Annotated in this window: 16 protein-coding genes and 1 pseudogene; 7 read left to right on the top strand and 10 right to left on the bottom strand. The window is 67.3% G+C overall.

The features are described from left to right. Window positions 1-2 precede the first annotated feature (2 nt). The 5 genes from DN824_RS21615 to DN824_RS21595 all read right to left on the bottom strand — a co-directional run bounded on the left by DN824_RS21615 (window position 3) and on the right by DN824_RS21595 (window position 5,024). Entirely contained in the window at window positions 3-704 is a 702-nt protein-coding gene (locus tag DN824_RS21615; protein WP_138410383.1) for an ABC transporter ATP-binding protein, read from the bottom strand. Further along, window positions 704-1,471 (bottom strand): high-affinity branched-chain amino acid ABC transporter ATP-binding protein LivG, encoded by a 768-nt coding sequence (gene livG / locus DN824_RS21610; protein WP_138410382.1) that lies wholly within the window; start codon window positions 1,469-1,471, stop codon window positions 704-706. The genes DN824_RS21615 and livG overlap by 1 nt, the downstream gene beginning before the upstream one ends. Next, window positions 1,468-2,715 (bottom strand): high-affinity branched-chain amino acid ABC transporter permease LivM, encoded by a 1,248-nt coding sequence (locus DN824_RS21605; protein WP_138410381.1) that lies wholly within the window; start codon window positions 2,713-2,715, stop codon window positions 1,468-1,470. Before DN824_RS21605 ends, livG begins: the two co-directional genes overlap by 4 nt. Further along, on the bottom strand, window positions 2,712-3,635 hold the full coding sequence (livH, locus tag DN824_RS21600; protein WP_138410380.1) for a high-affinity branched-chain amino acid ABC transporter permease LivH: 924 nt from the start codon (window positions 3,633-3,635) through the stop codon (window positions 2,712-2,714). Before livH ends, DN824_RS21605 begins: the two co-directional genes overlap by 4 nt. Before the next feature lie 270 nt (window positions 3,636-3,905). Then, window positions 3,906-5,024, bottom strand: coding sequence for a branched-chain amino acid ABC transporter substrate-binding protein (locus DN824_RS21595; RefSeq protein WP_138410379.1), 1,119 nt, complete (start codon window positions 5,022-5,024; stop codon window positions 3,906-3,908). A 196-nt stretch (window positions 5,025-5,220) separates the two neighbouring features. On the opposite strand from DN824_RS21595, the gene DN824_RS21590 reads away from it, so the two are divergent. Continuing rightward, complete coding sequence (locus DN824_RS21590) at window positions 5,221-5,535, top strand: DUF2288 domain-containing protein (RefSeq protein ID WP_138410378.1); 315 nt, start codon at window positions 5,221-5,223, stop codon at window positions 5,533-5,535. Window positions 5,536-5,547: 12 nt separating this feature from the next. Here DN824_RS21590 and phnE read toward each other — a convergent pair whose 3' ends face one another. The 4 genes from phnE to DN824_RS21570 are packed head-to-tail and all read right to left on the bottom strand — an operon-like array spanning window position 5,548 to window position 8,784. Next, window positions 5,548-6,315, bottom strand: a complete 768-nt coding sequence (gene phnE / locus DN824_RS21585; RefSeq protein ID WP_138410377.1) for a phosphonate ABC transporter, permease protein PhnE — start codon at window positions 6,313-6,315, stop codon at window positions 5,548-5,550. Then, a complete protein-coding gene (locus tag DN824_RS21580; RefSeq protein WP_138410376.1) occupies window positions 6,312-7,145 on the bottom strand; it encodes a PhnE/PtxC family ABC transporter permease in 834 nt (277 codons plus the stop codon). Before DN824_RS21580 ends, phnE begins: the two co-directional genes overlap by 4 nt. After that, the gene (locus DN824_RS21575) at window positions 7,139-7,936 is read right to left on the bottom strand and encodes a phosphonate ABC transporter ATP-binding protein (protein ID WP_194150431.1); all 798 of its coding nucleotides are present in this window, start codon (window positions 7,934-7,936) and stop codon (window positions 7,139-7,141) included. The genes DN824_RS21580 and DN824_RS21575 overlap by 7 nt, the downstream gene beginning before the upstream one ends. Then, window positions 7,933-8,784 carry a putative selenate ABC transporter substrate-binding protein gene (locus DN824_RS21570; RefSeq protein ID WP_138410375.1) on the bottom strand — a complete coding sequence of 284 codons (852 nt, stop codon included), beginning with the start codon at window positions 8,782-8,784 and terminating at the stop codon, window positions 7,933-7,935. The genes DN824_RS21575 and DN824_RS21570 overlap by 4 nt, the downstream gene beginning before the upstream one ends. Before the next feature lie 141 nt (window positions 8,785-8,925). Here DN824_RS21570 and DN824_RS21565 point away from each other — a divergent pair, with 141 nt between their 5' ends. From DN824_RS21565 to DN824_RS21545, 5 genes are all read left to right on the top strand, one after another. After that, window positions 8,926-9,801, top strand: a complete 876-nt coding sequence (locus DN824_RS21565) for an NAD(P)-dependent oxidoreductase (protein ID WP_138410374.1) — start codon at window positions 8,926-8,928, stop codon at window positions 9,799-9,801. Between the two features lie 3 nt (window positions 9,802-9,804). Further along, window positions 9,805-10,446, top strand: coding sequence for a hydroxypyruvate isomerase (locus tag DN824_RS21560; RefSeq protein ID WP_138410373.1), 642 nt, complete (start codon window positions 9,805-9,807; stop codon window positions 10,444-10,446). A 99-nt stretch (window positions 10,447-10,545) separates the two neighbouring features. Beyond that, window positions 10,546-11,898, top strand: a complete 1,353-nt coding sequence (locus tag DN824_RS21555) for a spinster family MFS transporter (protein WP_138410372.1) — start codon at window positions 10,546-10,548, stop codon at window positions 11,896-11,898. Window positions 11,899-12,203: 305 nt separating this feature from the next. Beyond that, the gene (locus tag DN824_RS21550; protein ID WP_138410371.1) at window positions 12,204-13,466 is read left to right on the top strand and encodes an Hsp70 family protein; all 1,263 of its coding nucleotides are present in this window, start codon (window positions 12,204-12,206) and stop codon (window positions 13,464-13,466) included. 64 nt (window positions 13,467-13,530) lie between these two features. Next, entirely contained in the window at window positions 13,531-14,454 is a 924-nt protein-coding gene (locus DN824_RS21545) for a CHAD domain-containing protein (protein ID WP_138410370.1), read from the top strand. A gap of 47 nt (window positions 14,455-14,501) precedes the next feature. On the opposite strand, the gene rapA is transcribed toward DN824_RS21545, so the two are convergent. After that, on the bottom strand, window positions 14,502-17,348 hold the full coding sequence (gene rapA, locus DN824_RS21540) for an RNA polymerase-associated protein RapA (protein ID WP_138410369.1): 2,847 nt from the start codon (window positions 17,346-17,348) through the stop codon (window positions 14,502-14,504). Window positions 17,349-17,500: 152 nt separating this feature from the next. Here rapA and DN824_RS22785 point away from each other — a divergent pair. Next, window positions 17,501-17,592, top strand: a pseudogene (locus tag DN824_RS22785) (aspartate-semialdehyde dehydrogenase); the annotation flags it as partial.

The raw sequence follows: 17,592 nt of genomic DNA, 5'->3' as shown, positions 1-17,592 counted from the left end.
AGCTAGCCGCCCAGATAGGCGTCGCGAACCTTCGGGTTGGCCAGCAGCTCCTCGCCGGTACCCTGCATGACGATGTGCCCGTTTTCCAGCACGTAGCCCCGGTCGGCGAGCTTCAGCGCCTGGTTGGCGTTCTGCTCGACCAGGAAGATGGTCACGCCATCCTCGCGCAGCTGTTCGATGATGTCGAAGATCTGCTGGATGATGATCGGCGCCAGGCCCAGGGACGGTTCGTCGAGCAGCAGCAGGCGCGGCTTGCTCATCAGCGCGCGGCCGATGGCGAGCATCTGCTGCTCGCCGCCGGACATGGTGCCACCGCGTTGCTGGTAGCGCTCCTTCAGGCGAGGAAAGAGCTGCAGTACCTTGTCCAGCTGCTCCTGGTAATGCGTCTTGCTGGTGAAGAAGCCGCCCATGGCGAGGTTCTCTTCGACCGTCAGGCGGGAGAAGATCCTCCGTCCCTCGGGCACCACCGCGATGTCCTGGCGCATGATCTCGGACGTCGACAGCCCGACCAGCTCGTTGCCCTCGAAGCGGATGCTGCCGCTGGCCGCCTGGGGCGTGCCGCACAGCGTCATCAACAGGGTCGACTTGCCGGCGCCGTTGGCGCCGATCAGGGTGACGATCTCGCCCTTGCGGACTTCGACGTTGACGTTGTGCAGCGCCTGGATCTTGCCGTAGAAGGTGGAAACGTCGTTGAAGTACAGCATCACGCTTCCCCCAGGTAGGCTTTGATCACGTCGGGATTGTCGCGGATCTCGTCCGGGCTGCCGTCGGCCAGGGGCGTGCCCTGGTTGATCACGAAGATGTGGTCGGAAATGCTCATCACCAGCTTCATGTCGTGCTCGATCAGCAGCACGGTGACGTCGTGTTCGTCGCGCAGCACGCCGATCAGGGCCTTGAGGTCCTCGGTCTCGCGGGGGTTCAGGCCCGCCGCCGGCTCGTCGAGCATGAGGATGCGTGGGCGCGTCATCATGCAGCGAGCGATCTCCAGCCGTCGTTGCTGGCCATAGGCGAGCGTGCCGGCGGGGCGGTTGGCCACTTCGGTGAGGTTGACGCGCTCGAGCCAGTGCGCGGCGAAGTCCATCGCCTCGCGCTCGCTGCGGCGGAACGCCGGGGTCTTGAGCAGGCCGGAGAGGAAACCGGTCTTGAGGTGGCGATGCTGGGCGACCAGCAGGTTCTCCACCGCGGTCATCTCCTTGAACAGGCGTACGTTCTGGAAGGTACGCACCACGCCCTTGCGGGCGATCAGATGGCCGGGCAGGCCTTCGATCTGTTCGTCGTCCAGGCGGATGCTGCCGGAGGTCGGCTTGTAGAAACCGGTCAGGCAGTTGAAGACGGTGGTCTTGCCGGCGCCGTTCGGGCCGATCATCGAGACCACCTGCTTTTCATGTACGGTCAGGCCCACGTTGTTCACGGCCAACAGGCCGCCGAAGCGCATCGAGAGGCCGCTGACCTCGAGAATCGGTCGGCTCATTGCTTAAGCTCCAGGTGCGGGCGTTGCATCGGCAGGAGACCCTGCGGACGCCAGATCATCATGACGATCATGGTCAGGCCGAAGATCAGCATGCGGTACTCGTTGAAGCCGCGCATTTCCTGAAGCAGGACCATGACCACCGCCGCGAGGATCACCCCGAGCTGCGAACCCATGCCGCCGAGCACGACGATCGCGAGGATCATCGCCGATTCGATGAAGGTGAAGGATTCCGGCGTCACCAGACCCTGGCGGGCGGCGAAGAAACTGCCGGCGAAACCGGCGAAGCTGGCGCCGATGGTGAAGGCCGAGAGCTTGACGATGGTCGGGTTCAACCCCAGCGCCCGGCAGGCGATCTCGTCCTCGCGCAACGCTTCCCAGGCGCGGCCGATCGGCATGCGCATCAGGCGGTTGATCACGAACAGCGCCAGCAGCACCAGCAGCAGGGCGATCAGGTAGAGGAAGATCACCTTGTAGCTGGAGTTGTAGGCCAGGCCGAAGAACTCGTGGAACGTCTGCATGCCTTCCGGCGCGCGGCGATCGAACGACAGGCCGAACAGGGTCGGCTTGGGGATCGAGCCGATGCCGTTGGGGCCGCCGGTGATGTCGGTCAGGTTGCGCAGCAGGATGCGGATGATCTCGCCGAAGCCGAGCGTGACGATCGCCAGGTAGTCACCGCGCAGGCGCAGCACCGGGAAACCGAGCAGGAAGCCGAACAGCGCCGCCATCATCCCGGCGATGGGCAGGGCGGTCCAGAAACCGAACCCGGCGTACTCGGCGAGCAGGGCGTAGGTGTAGGCACCCACGGCGTAGAAGCCCACGTAGCCCAGATCGAGCAGGCCGGCCAGGCCGACCACGATGTTCAGGCCGATGCCCAGCATGACGTAGATCAGGATCAGCGTGGCGATGTCCACCGCGCCGCGCGAGGCGTAGAAGGGCCAGACCAGCGCGACCACCACCAGCGCGAGGATGACCCAGCGCTGGGTGGAGGGCAGCGTCAGGCTGTTCTTCAGCCCGCCGGGCATGCTCGGCAGGTTGTTGAAGCCCCAGACGCCGAAGCGATGGCGGAACAGCTGCCAGACGAACATCAGCAGCGCGGCGCCGGCGATGGTCAGCAGGGTGCGGGTGTCGGCGCCTTGCACCTGCAGGCGGATGCCCACGGTGGTCAGCTTGAGGCCGAGGATCGGATAGGAAATCAGCACCACCAGCAGGGCGCTGAACAGGGCGGTCTTGAGGTTCTTGCTCATACCTTTTCAACCTCCGGACGGCCCAGGATGCCGGTCGGGCGGAACAGCAGCACCAGAATCAGCAGGCTGAACGCCACCACATCCTTGTACTGGTCGCCGAAGATGTCGGCACCGAAGGCTTCGGCAACGCCGAGCAGCAGGCCGCCGAGCATGGCGCCGGGAATGCTGCCGATCCCGCCGAGCACGGCGGCGGTGAACGCCTTGATGCCGGCCAGGAAGCCGATGTGCGGGTTGATCACGCCGTACTGCATGCCGATCAGCACCGCCGCGATCGCGGCCAGCGCCGCGCCGATGACGAAGGTCAGGGCGATGATCGAGTTGGTGTTGATGCCCAGCAGGTTGGCCATCTTCAGGTCTTCGGCGCAGGCGCGGCAGGCCCGGCCCAGACGGGAGCGGGAAATGAACAGCGACAGGCCCCACATGGCCAGGATGGTGACCACGAAGATCAGCACCTGCATGTAGGAAATGGTCACGCCGTTCATGGCGCTTTCACCGAGCACCAGGTTGCCGGGCATCGGGTTGGGGATGGCCTTGTCTCGCGAGTCCTGGGCCAGCAGCACGACGTTCTGCAGGAAGATCGACATGCCGATGGCCGAGATCAGCGGGATCAGCCGGTTGCTGCCCCGCAGGGGGCGGTAGGCGACCCGTTCGATGCTGTAGCCGTAGGCGCTGGTGACGATCATGCTGGCGACGAAGGCGCCCACCATCAGGATCGGCAGCGCATCGAGGCCCATCATGGACAGGCCGACGATGGCGATGAAGGCAATGTACGAGCCGATCATGTACACCTCGCCGTGGGCGAAGTTGATCATCCCGATGATGCCGTAGACCATCGTGTAACCGATGGCGATCAAGGCATAGGTGCTGCCAACGGTGAGCCCGTTGATCAGCTGTTGTAGGTAGTGGTAAAGCTCAGGCATCACATCTCTCCTGAAATCCCTGCATACCGCTGCCGAAAGGCGAGGACGGCTGGCCCGTCTCGAACACGCCGCAGGTGGGTGCGGCATCACGGTTGTGCAGGGGATCGTGCGGGTCGCGCACGGTCCTGGTTCGAGGCGGGTCCGTTGTCCGGACCGCTCGTTGTGGCTGTAGGTGTTATACGGGGGCTCGGGTGCTTGTGGCGGAGCCGTCCCGCTCAGCTAAAACAAAGCCCACTGCGGACAGTGGGCTTTGAGGGCAGTGCTCCCGACTTACTTGGCTTCCGACTTGCTACCGTCCTGATGCCATTCGTAGACCACGAAGTTGAAGTTCTTCAGGTCGCCTTTCTCGTCGAATTCCAGGGTGCCGGTCGGGGTTTCGAAGGCGTTGCTGCGCAGCGCTTCGGCCACCTTGTCGGTGTCGGTGCTGCCAGCCTTCTCGATGCCCTGTGCGATGACCTGGACGGCGGAGTAGGCAGGGAACACGAACGGACCGGTCGGGTCTTCCTTCTTCGCTTCGAAGGCCTTCACCAGTTCCTGGTTGGCCGGGTCCTGGTCGAACGACTTGGGCAGGGTCACCAGCATGCCTTCGGAGGCGGGGCCGGCGATGGCGGAGATTTCCTTGTTGCCGACGCCCTCGGGGCCCATGAAGCGCACGTCCAGGCCCTTCTCCTTGGCCTGACGCAGCAGCAGACCCAGTTCCGGGTGGTAGCCGCCGTAGTAGACGAAGTCGACGCCGTCGCGCTTGAGGCGGGCGATCAGCGAGGAGAAGTCCTTGTCACCGGCATTGATGCCTTCGAACAGCCCGACCTTCACGCCCTTGCTCTGCAGGGTGGCGCGCACGGCGGTGGCGATACCTTCGCCGTACTGCTGCTTGTCGTGGATAACGCCGACGTTCTTCGGCTTGATGTGATCGGCGATGAAGTTGCCGGCGGTCGGGCCCTGCAGGCTGTCCAGGCCGATGGTGCGGAAGATCAGCTCGTAGCCGCGGGAAGTGATCTCGGGGCTGGTGGAGGCGGCGGTGATCATCAGGATGCCTTCGTCCTCGTAGATGTCCGAGGCGGGCTGGGTGGAGCTGGAACAGAGGTGGCCGACGACGAACTTCACGTTGTCGTTGACGATGCGGTTGGCCACCGCGACGGCCTGCTTGGGATCGCACGCGTCGTCATAGACCACGCCTTCGAGCATCTGACCGTTCACCCCGCCGGCCTTGTTGATCTGCTCGATGGCCATCTTGGCGCCGACGAACTGCATTTCTCCGTACTGCGCCACCGCACCGGTGACCGGGCCCGCCATCCCGATCTTGATCGTGTCGGCTGCCAGGCTGTACCCAGCGGCTCCGGTTAAGGCAATGGCGACAAAAAGTTTGGACAGACTCCGCTTGGTCTTCATACGTGCTCCACATGCATCGTTATTGTTTGATCCTGCAGGCTGAGGTCGCGTAATGGTCAGAACGCCCCAAAACGTCCCGGCAACTGTACCGGTACAGTGTAGAGCGGACTCTACCCGTTTGCCCAGCCGGCTGATCATGCTTCATGGAAACCCGGTCAGGTTTATCATGGCGCCCTTTTGAGGCGAGGTTCCCAAGATGGATGAAGCAAGCACGCTCTATGCCAAGCTGCTGGGTGAGACGGCCGTGATCAGCTGGGCCGAGTTGCAGCCATTCTTCGCGCGCGGGGCGTTGCTGCACGTGGCTGCGGATGCGGATCTGGTCGAGGTCGCGACCGCCGTGGCCGAAGACGATGCGGCCCGGATCGGCGGCTGGCTTGCCAGCGGCGCGCTGGCCAAGGTCGGCGAAGAGCAGGCCAGGCTCTGGCTGGAGCAGGACCCGACCCTGTGGGCGGTGGTGGTGGCGCCCTGGGTACTGGTGCAGCAGCGCGAGCGCGGCGAGGCCGTGCACTGAAACGGTGCTGCGCTAGCGGCGTACCCAGCGCTGGCGCGCCCATCCACTGAGGGCGTCCACCGCCAGCACCATCAGCAGCATGGCGATGATCACGCTCGAGGCCTGGGCTTCCTGGAACAGGCTCAGACTCATGTAGAGCATCTGCCCCAGGCCTCCGGCCCCGACGAAGCCGAGCACGCTGGCCATGCGGATGTTGTTTTCCCAGCGATAGAGCATGTAGGCGATCAGCTGCGGCCAGATCGCCGGGAGCGTCCCGTAGCAGAACGCGGCGATGCGTCCGCTGCCCGCCATGCGCAGGGCTTCGCTCGGCTCGGCGGGCGTGTTTTCCAGCGCCTCGGCGAACAGGCGCCCGAGCACGCCGGCCGTGTGCAGGGCGAGGGCCAGGGTGCCGGCGTTCGGTCCCAGGCCTGCGGCCAGCACCATCAGGGCGGCCCAGACCAGTTCCGGAATTGCGCGCAGCGCGTTGAGCAGCAGCCGCGAGGCGGCCTGGGCGACGAGGCCGAAGCGCCCGCACGCCGGCAGTGCCAGCAACAGGCCGAGCACGGCGGCCAGCAGGGTGCCGATCGCCGACATGGCCAGGGTCTCGAGCGCGGCGTGGCCGATGGCTGAGAGGTGGTCAGACGAGAGGTCCGGCGTCAGGAATCCCTGGGCGTATTGGCCCATTTGCCGGAGGCTGTCGCGACTGAACAGCGTCGTCACCTCCAGCTGGAGAAAAACGAACGAGGCCACGACCGCTACGACAAGTAACAGCGGGAGAAGCAGGCGGGCCATGAGGTTCACGTCAGTCGCTCGCGCAGGACACGGCTGAGCAGGTCCGCCAGCAGGACCAGCAGCAGGAAGGTGAGCAGCATGCTGGCGACTTCGCCGCCGGCGAACATGCGCATCGACAGGTCCATCTGCTGCCCCAGCCCTCCGGCGCCGACGAAGCCCATCACCACCGAGGCGCGGATGGCACACTCCCAGCGGTAGACGGTATAGGACAGCATTTCCGAGGCCGCCTGAGGCATCACGCCATAGGCGAAGGCGGCGAGCCGCGAGCTGCCGGCGCCGAGCAGGGCACGTGTCGGCAGCGGGTCGACCGATTCGAAGATTTCCGCATAGACCTTGCCGAGCATGCCGCTGTAGGTGATGGCGATGGCCAGCACCCCGGCGGTCGGCCCCAGTCCCACCGCCCTTACGAAGAGCAGCGCCCAGACGATTTCCGGCACGCTGCGCAGGACGATCAGCAGGCCGCGCACCGGCCAGCGCAGCGCCTGTGCCCACCACGCCGGGCGGCCACCGCGGGCGAGGGCGCTGATCGACAGCGCGCGGGTGGCCAGCAGGGCGCCGGGCACGGCGATCAGCAGGGCGAGGGTCATACCCGCGGTGGCGATCGCCAGGGTTTCCAGCGTCGCCTTGAACAGCAGGGCGAGAAATTCCCGGCCATGTTCCGGCGGCCAGAACCCGGAGAGGAACTGGCCCATGGTCGACAGGTTGCTGCTGGACAGCAATACCGGCAGGTCCAGCTCGCTGAGGCTGATACCCGGCCAGAGCAGCGCCACGGCGAGCAGCGTCAGGGCCAGGCGCGGCAGCGCGGCCGGATCGCGCGGGGCCGATGCGGGGTTCAGCATCGCGGGACGTTCAGCGGCGCGGCGGCCGGTGCGATGACCGGCGCGGCGTCGAGCTGGTCGTTGGCGTAGAGGCGATCCAGTTCCTCGCGCGCGACCTCGTCGGCCGGCTTGTCGAACAGGATGCGGCCGTCGCGTACGCCGACGACCCGGGGAAAATGCGCGAGCGCCAGGTCCACGGCATGCAGGCTGGCGAGCAGCGTCGCGCCGCGTCGTTGCGCTTCCTGGTTGAGCACCACCAGGGTGTAGGCGGCGAGCACCGGGTCCATCGCCGAGACCGGCTCGTCGGCCAGGATCAGCGCCGGTTGCTGGTACAGCGCGCGGGCGATGCCGACGCGCTGCAACTGGCCGCCGGACAGCTGATCGCAGCGTTGGTAGAGCTTGTCCGCCAGGTCCAGCCGGCCCAGCGCGTCGGCCGCGCCGTCGCGGTCCAGCGGATAGACCAGGCTCGCAAGGCTGCGCAGCAACGACCAGCTGCCCAGGCGACCGGCCAGCACCGCCGTCACCACCCGCTGGCGGGGTGGCAGCGGAGGCGCCTGGTGGATCAGGCCGATGCGCGTGCGCAGCTTCTGACGCGCCGAGGCGCGCAGCGACCACGGCTCGCTGTCGAGCAGCTCGAGGCGACCCCGGTCCGGTCTGAGGCTGGTGGCCAGCACGCGCAGCAGGGTGGTCTTGCCAGCGCCCGAGGGGCCGATGATCGCCACGCGCTCACCGGCCGAAACGGCCAGGTCGATGTCCCGCAGCGCCGCCTGGCCGTTGGCGTGGGTCAGACCCACGCCGGACAGCCGGATCACTTCAACAGGCCCGCGGCGCGCGCGGCTTCCTCGATACCTTCGTAGTTTTCCGGCTTGGTCTCGATGAAGCGGCTGGCGGCCTGCAGGTCGAGGATCTTCTTGTGTTCCGGGTTCGCCGGATCGAGGGCCAGGAACGCGGCCTTGATCTTCTCGGCCAGCGCCGGGTCCAGGTCGCCGCGCACCGTCCAGTTGTAGTCGTAGTAGGGCGGTGTGGTGGAGATGACGCGAACCTTGCTGGTATCGACCTTGCCGGCGGCGACCAGCTTGTCCCAGACCGAGGCGTTGAGCACGCCGGCGTCGGCCTTGCCGGCCTCGACCCAGGCGGCGGTGGCATCATGGGCGCCGGAGTAGGCGATGCGCTTGAAGAATTTCTCGGGCTCGATGCCGTCCTGGATCATGAAATAGCGCGGCATCAGGCTGCCCGAGGTCGAGGAGACCGAACCGAAGGCGAACGTCTTGCCCTTGAGGTCCTGCAGCGACTGGACGTCAGGGTCGGCGGTGATGAACTTGCTGGTGAACTGCTCGTCCTGCTCGCGCTGTACCAGCGGAATGGCGTTGCCGGTCTTCAGGCGGGTCTGGACGAAGGTGAAACCGCCGAGCCAGGCCATGTCCAGGCGTTCGGAAGCGAGGGATTCGACGACGGCGGCGTAGTCGGAGACCGGCATGAATTTCACCGGCATGCCCAGTTCCTGCTCGAGGTACTTGCCCAGCGGTTCGAACTTGCGGATCAGCTCGGTGGGGGCTTCGTCAGGGATGGCCGAGACGCGCAGGGCGTCGGCAGCGTGGGCGGTGGCAAACGAAAGGGATGCGGCAAGGCCGACAACGGCTGCCAGGGTGCGCTTTAGCATTGAGGGTTCTCCGGTTCAATAGCGGAAAAAGCGCGCGGATTATAGAGGCACGCGGGTGCCTTACGGCAAGCATTGGCGGTGTGCTTGCCGAGCCGCCTGGGCTACCGGCTAGACTGGGGTTTTGCATCGACGAGGCGTTCCATGTCCGCACTGCCTTCTCTCGCGTTCGCCGGCATTGGCCTGATGGGCCTGCCGATGTGCCGTCGCCTGCTCGCCGCAGGCTATTCCCTTCGGGTCTGGAACCGTTCCCCGGAAAAGTGCGCGCCGCTGGTGGCGCTGGGTGCGACGCAGGTCGAGCGGCCGGCGCAGTTGTGCGAGGCGGACATCGTCCTGCTCTGCCTGGCCGACACCGCGGTGGTGCGCGAGGTGGTCTTCGGCCCCGGCGGCGTCGCCGAAGCGGGGCGCAGCGGGCAATTGCTGGTGGACCACTCCAGCCTCGAGCCGGGCGCGACCCGCGAGATGGCCGGACAGCTGGAAGCGCGGTGCGGCATGCGCTGGGTCGATGCGCCGGTATCGGGCGGTACCGCGGGCGCCGAGGCCGGGACATTGGCGATCATGGCGGGCGGCCTGGCCGACGACGTCGAACGGGTGCGCCCGGTGCTGATGCAGCTGGGCCAGCGCCTGACCCACATGGGGCCGGTCGGGAGCGGACAGGTGAGCAAGGCCTGCAACCAGATGCTGGTGGCCTGCAACGCCCTGGTGATCGCCGAGGTCGTCGCGCTCGCCGAGCGTGCCGGGGTCGATGCCGGCAAGCTCGCCCCGGCGCTGGCCGGTGGGTTCGCCGATTCGAAGCCGCTGCAGATCCTGGCGCCGCAAATGGCCAGCAGCACGTTCGAACCGATCAAGTGGCACGTGCGCACCTTGGTCAAGGACATCGAAACCGCCGTGCGCCTCTGTGCCGAGCAGGGCACCGCCGCGCCGATGAGCGCGATGGCCGCGCAGCTGCTGCGCCTGCATGGCAGCCGCGGCAACCTGGACCATGACCCCGCCACGCTGGTGCAACTCTACCGGGAGTGACCGATGAGGATCGCCGCCAATCTCGACGTCCTGTTCGATGACAGGCCGTTGCTCGACCGGGTGCTGGCCGCGCGCCTGGCCGGTTTCGACGGCGTGGAGCTGCGCCATCCGGCCGGCGTCGCGACCATCAGCCTGGCGCAGGCGCTCGAGCGGGCCGCGCTGCCGCTGGCGCGCCTGGTGCTGGAGGGCGGGGCGCAGGGATTCGAGTCGGCACTGCAGCAGGCGCTGACCGATTCGGCGATGCTTCGCCCGCAACAGGTCGGCGTCGTGGTGGATGCGCGTTCGGCCATGGCCGAGGCGCAGCTGCGCGGCGCCGCCGAGGCCTTCGCGGTGCTGGGCATCGGCGTGCTGTGCGCAGGGGTGTCCGGGGAGCGCGATGCGGCAGGGTTGCTGGCGCTGGTCGAGCGGGTGAATCACCCCAACTGCCGGGTGCAGCTCGACCTGTCCGGCGAGGCCGAGCAAGTGGCCGCCATCGAGTCGTCCGCCGGCCGCATCGGCTATCTGCAGCTGGACCGCCCGCCCGCGGAAGGCGGGAGTCCGGCCTTGCTCGGGGCGTTGCGGTCCGCCGGCTATCGCGGCTGGCTCGGCGTCGGCTATCGCGGGGCGGAGTCGTTCCTGGGCGGCGGCTCGCATCGCCCGGCATAAGCCCGGCGAATGTTCACAGACAGCCCCTGGATGGCGCCCTAGAGTGAGTGACAGCCGGGTGCGTGCCGGCATTACAAGAACAATCGAGAGCGACCCTCCATGCAGCCATCCACCCAAGCCGCTAACGCCTGGCGCGTCCTGTTCCTGCTGTTTCTGGCCAACCTGTTCAATTTCTTCGATCGCACCATCCCGGCCATCATCGCCGAGCCGATCCGCCTGGAGTGGAACCTCAACGACTTCCAGATCGGCCTGATCGGTACCGCCTTCACCATCGTCTACGCCATCGCCGGCGTACCGCTGGGGCGCATGGCGGACATCGGGTCGCGGCGCAAGATCATGGGCTGGGGGCTGACCGCCTGGAGCGGACTGACCGCGGTCAACGGGCTGGCCTGGAACTTCTGGAGCTTCCTGCTGGTGCGCATGGGCATCGGTATCGGCGAGGCGAGCTACGCCCCGGCGGCCAACTCGCTGATCGGCGACCTGTTCCCGGCGCACAAGCGTGCGCGGGCGATGGGCATCTTCATGCTGGGCCTGCCGCTGGGCCTGCTGCTGGCCTTCTTCACCATCGGCTCGATGGTCGAGTACTTCGGCAGCTGGCGCGCGCCGTTCTTCATCGCGGCGGTGCCGGGGCTGCTGCTGGCGGTGTTCATCTTCCTCATCCGCGAACCGCAGCGCGGCGCGTCCGAAGCGGTGCAGATCTCCCGGGAGCCGGTTCGGCAGCCGATTCGCAAGGTGCTGGCGATCCGTACCTTCTGGTGGCTGGTGATGGCAGGGCTGGCGTTCAATTTCGCCACCTATGCCTGCAACGCCTTCATGGTCCCGCTGCTGATGCGCTACCACGGTGTGCCGCTGGTGGAGGCCTCCGTCGCCACCGGCATCATCGTCGGTCTGACCGGGTTGATCGGCCTGACCTTCGGCGGCTGGGTCGCCGACAAGATCCACCAGCGTTTCGCCCGTGGCCGGCTGATCTTCGCCGCGGCGAGCATGGCCATCGCCACGCTCGCCACCGGCTATGCGTTGCTGGCCGGACGCATCGAGGTCGCCGTGTTCGTCGCGGTGTTCGGCATCGGCTGGCTGTTCTCCTACAACTTCTATACCTGCGTCTACACGGCGATCCAGGACGTGGTCGAGCCGCGCCTGCGGGCCACGGCGATGGCGTTGTTCTTCGCGGGGCTGTATCTGCTCGGCGGCGGCATGGGCACGGTGGTGGTGGGGCTGCTTTCGGATCATTTCGCCGAAGCGGCGATGCTGGCCGCCGGCGCGACCGAGATGGCCGAGGCGTTCCGTGCCGAAGGGCTGCACGGCGCCATGTACCTGATCCCGGCCTCGCTGCTGCTGACCATGCTGTTCCTGTTCCAGGCCTCGCGGACCTTCTGCCAGGACGCCAAGCGCATGACCGACGGCATGAGCGAGTCCGCCAGCGCCGCGCAGGCCGAGGCCGCCCTGGCCTGACGGTTTGCTGCCACCTTCGCCGGCAGGCGTCGCGTTGGCGGTACGGGCTTCATGCAAGTGGGTGGGGCGGTCGAAAGCGCAAAGCCCGCGGTCGAGACTAGGCGTCCCCGACCGCTCCCACGGTGTTCGCGAACGGCCGCTGTGGGGAGCGGCTGGGGACGCCTGGTCTTGATCGCGAAGGGCTTGTTCCTGCGAGCTGCTCTCGCCTTCACGGAGGACATGACGAGCATGCAGGGCGACGATTGGCCTGCATTTGCCGGCGGGCTCGCATAAACTGCGCGGCCGTTTTTTCTGGCAGCCCGTCCATGCACAGCACACCCGCCCGCGCCTGCGGTATCGACTTCGGCACTTCGAACTCCACCGTTGGCTGGTGGCGCCCCGATGCCGAGCCTCTGATCGCCCTCGAAGGCGACGACCTGACCCTGCCTTCGGTGGTGTTCTTCAACCTCGAAGAGCGCCGGCCGGTCTATGGTCGCCAGGCCCTGGCCGAATACCTGGAGGGCTACGAAGGGCGGCTGATGCGTTCGCTCAAGAGCCTGCTCGGCAGCAAGCTGCTCAAGAGCGAGACCACGGTGCTTGGCAGCGCGATGCCGTTCAAGGAGATCCTCGGTCTGTTCATCGGCACGCTCAAGCAGCGCGCCGAAGCGCAGGCCGGCCAGGCGTTCGAGCAGGTGGTGCTGGGGCGTCCGGTGCATTTCGTCGACGACGACCCGGCCGCCGACCGGGAGGCGGCCGACACCCTGGCGGGCGTGGCGCAGGCCCTCGGATTCAAGGAAGTGTCGTTCCAGTTCGAACCGATCGCCGCGGCCTTCGATTACGAGTCGCGCATCGCGGGCGAGGAGCGGGTGCTGATCGTCGACATCGGTGGCGGTACGTCCGACTTCTCGCTGGTCCGGCTTTCGCCCGAGCGGCGCCAGGTGGATGACCGCCAGGCCGACATCCTGGCCACCGCCGGCGTGCACATCGGTGGTACCGACTTCGACAAGCAGCTCAGCCTGCACGGCGTGATGCCGCTGTTCGGTCATGGCAGCCGGATGAAGAGCGAGGCGCCGATGCCGACCAGCACCCACCTGAACCTCGCCACCTGGCACACCATCAACGCCGTCTACGCGCCGGCGTCGCTGCGGGCCTTGCAGAGCATGCGCTACGACATCCAGGACCCGACCGGCATCGACCGGCTGTTCCGCCTGATCGAGCAGCGTGCCGGGCACTGGCTGGCGATGCAGGTGGAGCAGGGCAAGATCGCCCTCACCGAGGCGCGGGAGCACGTGATCGATCTGGGCAGGATCGAGGCGGACCTGGTTGCCGAACTGACCCGCGAGCGCTTCGAGGCGGCCATCGACCCCTTGCTCGAGCGGATCCGTCGCACGGTCGATGAGCTGCTGACGGCGGCGGGGCTCGGCAGCGGGGACGTCGACACGGTGTTTTTCACCGGCGGCTCGAGCGCCATTCCGGCGCTGCGCCAGGGGATTGCCCGGGTGCTGCCCAACGCCCGCCACGTCGAGGGCGACCGCTTCGGCAGCATCGGCAGCGGCCTGGCCATCGAAGCCCGGAAACGCTACGGCTAGACGCGTCGCACTCGCCGGCGGCCGGGCTGTCCTATGGACAGGTTCCATTCGTCGGGGAGGTCCCATGTCCTATCGTATTCGCGCCCGCAACCGTGCCGACGAAGAGGTACGCAAGGTCGCGCTCGGCCGCCTGGTCAAGGCCATGCAGGCGTTGTCCGCGCCGGCGGAAGAGCAGGCCGAAGGGGTGCACCAGGCGCGCAAGCGCTTCAAGGAGCTGCGCGCCCTGTTGCGCCTGGTGCGCACGCCGCTGGGCAAGCGCTTTGCCCAGGAAAACCGCCGCATTCGTGACGTCGGCCGGGACCTGGCCGAACTGCGGGACGTGACCGCGATGCTGGAGAGCTGGGATGCCCTGGCCGAGCACTATGGCCAGCCATTTTCCGCCGGGCCGATGCAGCAGGTGCGCCAGCGCCTGCAGGCGCGCGCCGACAATGCCATGACCGGGGGCGAGGCGGGCGACACCGCCGCGCGGATTCCCCAGGTGATCGCCGAGCTGGAGCGGACCGTCGGGGAAGTCGAGGGCTGGTCACTGTCGGGCAAGGGCTTCGGCCTTTTCGCCGAGGGCCTGGCCCGGACCTACGGCGACGGCCGTGCCGAGCTGGACCTCGTCCGGCGCGACCCCAGCGATGAACAGCTGCACGAGTGGCGCAAGCGGGTGAAGGACCTCTGGTACCAGACCCGCCTGCTGATGGACGCCTGGCCGGCGGTGTTGCGCACCCAGTGCAAGCTGCTCAAGCGCCTGGCCGACGCGCTGGGCGACGATCATGATCTGGCGATGATGCAGCAGCTGATGAACCAGGAGCCCGAGCTGTTCGGCTCCGAGGAAACCCGTGGCCAGCTCCAGCGCTATCTGCGGGCGCGTCGCGAGCAGTTGCAGGGCGATGCCCTGGCGCTGGGTGGGCGTGTCTATGCCGAGTCGCCCAAGGCGCTGGTCAAGCGCTGGCAGCGCTACTGGACGATCGCCCGCCGCGAGGCGAGCGAAGCGGACTGAAGCGGACCGCCCTGCCATCCGGCACAGGGCGGTCGACCTGGGCGCGCTTAACCGGCGACCAGGACGCGAATCGCTTCCAGGCGCAGGGCGGCCTTCTCCAGCATGGCGAGGCCGTCTTCGCGCTGCTTGCGCAGGGCTTCGATCTCGCTGTCGCGCACGCTCGGGTTGACCGCCTGCAGGGCCGTCAGGCGCGCCAGTTCCTCGTCCAGGTCCGCCTGCAGTCGGCGCTGCGCCTCGGCGACGCGCTCGGCATGGCGCGGGGCGATCTTGCTCTCGGCGGCATTGACCTGCGCGGCGAGCACGTCGCGCTGGGCCTGGATGAACTTGTTGGCGCTGGCGCGCGGCACGCTTTCGAGCTGATCGTTGAGGGTGTCGAAGGCCACCTTGCCGGCCAGGTCGTTGCCGTTGGCGTCCAGCAGGCAGCGCAGCGCCGCCGGCGGCAGGAAGCGGCTCAGCTGCAGCGAGCGCGGCGCGACCACCTCGCTGACGAACAGCAGTTCGAGCAGCACGGTGCCGGGCTTGAGCGCCTTGTTCTTGATCAGCGCCACGGCGGTGTTGCCCATGGAGCCGGACAGCACCAGGTCCATGCCACCCTGAACCATCGGATGCTCCCAGGTGAGGAACTGCATGTCCTCGCGGGCCAGCGCCTGGTCGCGGTCGTAGGTGATGGTGACGGCCTCGTCGTCGCCCAGCGGGAAGCTGGCGTCGAGCATCTTTTCGCTGGGGCGCAGGATCAGGGCGTTCTCGGAATGGTCTTCGCTGTCGATGCCGAAGGCGTCGAACAGCTCTTCCATGTAGATCGGCAGGGCGTACTGGTCGTCCTGTTCGTGAATCGCCTCGACCAGCGCCTGGCCTTTCTCGCCGCCGCCGGAGTTGAGTTCCAGCAGCCGGTCGCGGCCGGTGTGTAGCTCGGCCTCGAGGCGCTCGCGCTCGGCACGGGCTTCGTCGATCAGCGCCTGGAAGGCCTCGTCGTCGCCTTCTTCGAGCAGCGGCAGCAGGCGCGGGCCGAACTGGTGCTGCAGGGCGCTACCGGCCGGGCAGGTCGACAGGAAGGCGTTGAGCGCCTGGTGGTACCAGTGGAACAGGCGTTCCTGCGGGCTGGTTTCCAGATACGGCACGTGGAGCTGGATGACATGCTTCTGGCCGATCCGGTCGAGACGGCCGATGCGCTGCTCGAGCAGGTCGGGGTGCGCCGGCAGGTCGAACATCACCAGGTGGTGGGCGAACTGGAAGTTGCGGCCCTCCGAGCCGATTTCCGAGCAGATCAGCACCTGCGCGCCGAATTCCTCGTCGGCGAAGTAGGCGGCCGCGCGGTCGCGCTCGACGATGCTCATGCCTTCGTGGAACACCGTCGCCGGGATGCCGGAGCGCACCCGCAGCGCGTCTTCCAGGTCCAGCGCCGTCTCCGGGTGGGCGCAAATGACCAGCACCTTGAATTTCTTCAGCATCTTGAGGGTGTCGATCAGCCACTCGACGCGCGGATCGAAGCGCCACCAGCGCGAGTCCTCGGTCGTGTCCGGCTGGCTCTGGAAGCTCACTTCCGGGTACAGCTCGGCGTGCTCGCCCAGTGGCAGCTCCAGGTATTCGACCGGGCAGGGCAGCGGATAGGGGTGCAGCTGACGTTCCGGGAAGCCCTGCACGGCCGCGCGGGTGTTGCGGAACAGCAGGCGGCCGGTGCCGTGGCGGTCGAGCAGCTCGCGGATCAGCCGTGCGCTGGCCTGGACGTCACCGTCGCTCACCGCGGCCAGCAGCGCCTCGCCCTCGGCGCCGAGGAAGCCGTGGATCGTCTCGTGGGCCTTGCTCGAGAGGCGGCCCTCTTCGAGCAGTTCCTGCACCGCCTCGGCCACCGGCTGATAGTTCGCGCTTTCGGCGCGGAAGGCCGCCAGATCGTGGAAGCGGTTCGGGTCGAGCAGGCGCAGGCGCGCGAAGTGGCTGTCCTGGCCGAGCTGCTCCGGGGTGGCGGTGAGCAGCAGCACGCCCGGGATCACCTCGGCCAACTGCTCGACCAGGCGGTATTCGGCGCTGGCGCCCTCGGCGTGCCAGACCAGGTGATGCGCCTCGTCGACCACCAGCAGATCCCAGCCGGCGGCGAAGGCGGCGTCCTGGGCGCGCTCGTCGTTCTTGAGCCATTCGAGGGCGACCAGGGCCAGCTGCGTGTCTTCGAAGGGGTTGCTGGCATCGCTTTCGGCGAAGCGCTCGGCGTCGAACAGCGCTGGGTTCAGGTTGAAGCGACGGCGCATCTCCACCAGCCACTGATGCTGAAGGTTCTCTGGCACCAGGATCAGCACGCGGTTGGCGCGGCCCGAGAGCAACTGGCGATGGATCACCAGGCCGGCCTCGATGGTCTTGCCCAGACCCACTTCGTCGGCCAGCAACACGCGAGGCGCGATGCGGTCGGCGACTTCCTTGGCGATGTGCAGCTGGTGCGCGATGGGCTGGGCACGCACGCCACCCAGGCCCCAGAGGTCCGACTGCAGCTGGGTGCTCTGGTGCTGCAGGGTGTGATAGCGCAGGGCGAACCAGTTCAACGGGTCGATCTGGCCGGCGAACAGGCGGTCGCTGGCCAGGCGGAACTGGATGAAGTTCGACAGCTGGGTTTCCGGCAGCGTACGGGGGGCGTTCTGCGCGTCCAGGCCGTGATAGATCAGCAGGCCGTCGACGTCCTCGACTTCGCGGACGGTGAGCTTCCAGCCCTCGAAATGGGTGACCTCGTCGCCGGGGACGAAGCGCACCCGGGTCAGAGGGGCATTGCGCACAGCGTACTGACGGGTTTCGCCAGTGGCCGGGTAAAGCACGGTGAGCATCCGGCCGTCCTGCATGAGGACGGTGCCCAAGCCCAGTTCCGCCTCGCTGTCACTGATCCAGCGTTGCCCCGGTAGATACTGCTGCGCCATGCTGCCTCCCCCTGTGAAAAAAAGCGGGCTATGGTAACGGAACCCGGATGCAAGAGCGACGCGCAGTTGCCGAGCCGATAACAGACGGAGTCTAGCGTTGCCGTTAAAGTCATCGCGCGCTTGGCCGATCAAGCGGCTATTGGAGAGCCAGCATGTTGCCACCGATCCCCACCGGCGTGATCCCGGTGACCGCCCAGCAGGACGTGGTCAAGCCGCGTCCGGACATCGCCCCGGTGACGCCGGT

Origin of the sequence: Stutzerimonas nosocomialis (genome assembly GCF_005876855.1) — a bacterium.
Taxonomy (GTDB): Bacteria; Pseudomonadota; Gammaproteobacteria; order Pseudomonadales; family Pseudomonadaceae; genus Stutzerimonas; species Stutzerimonas nosocomialis.
Note: the sequence above shows the minus strand (reverse complement) of the source record. Positions and strands in the feature narration are given on the sequence as shown.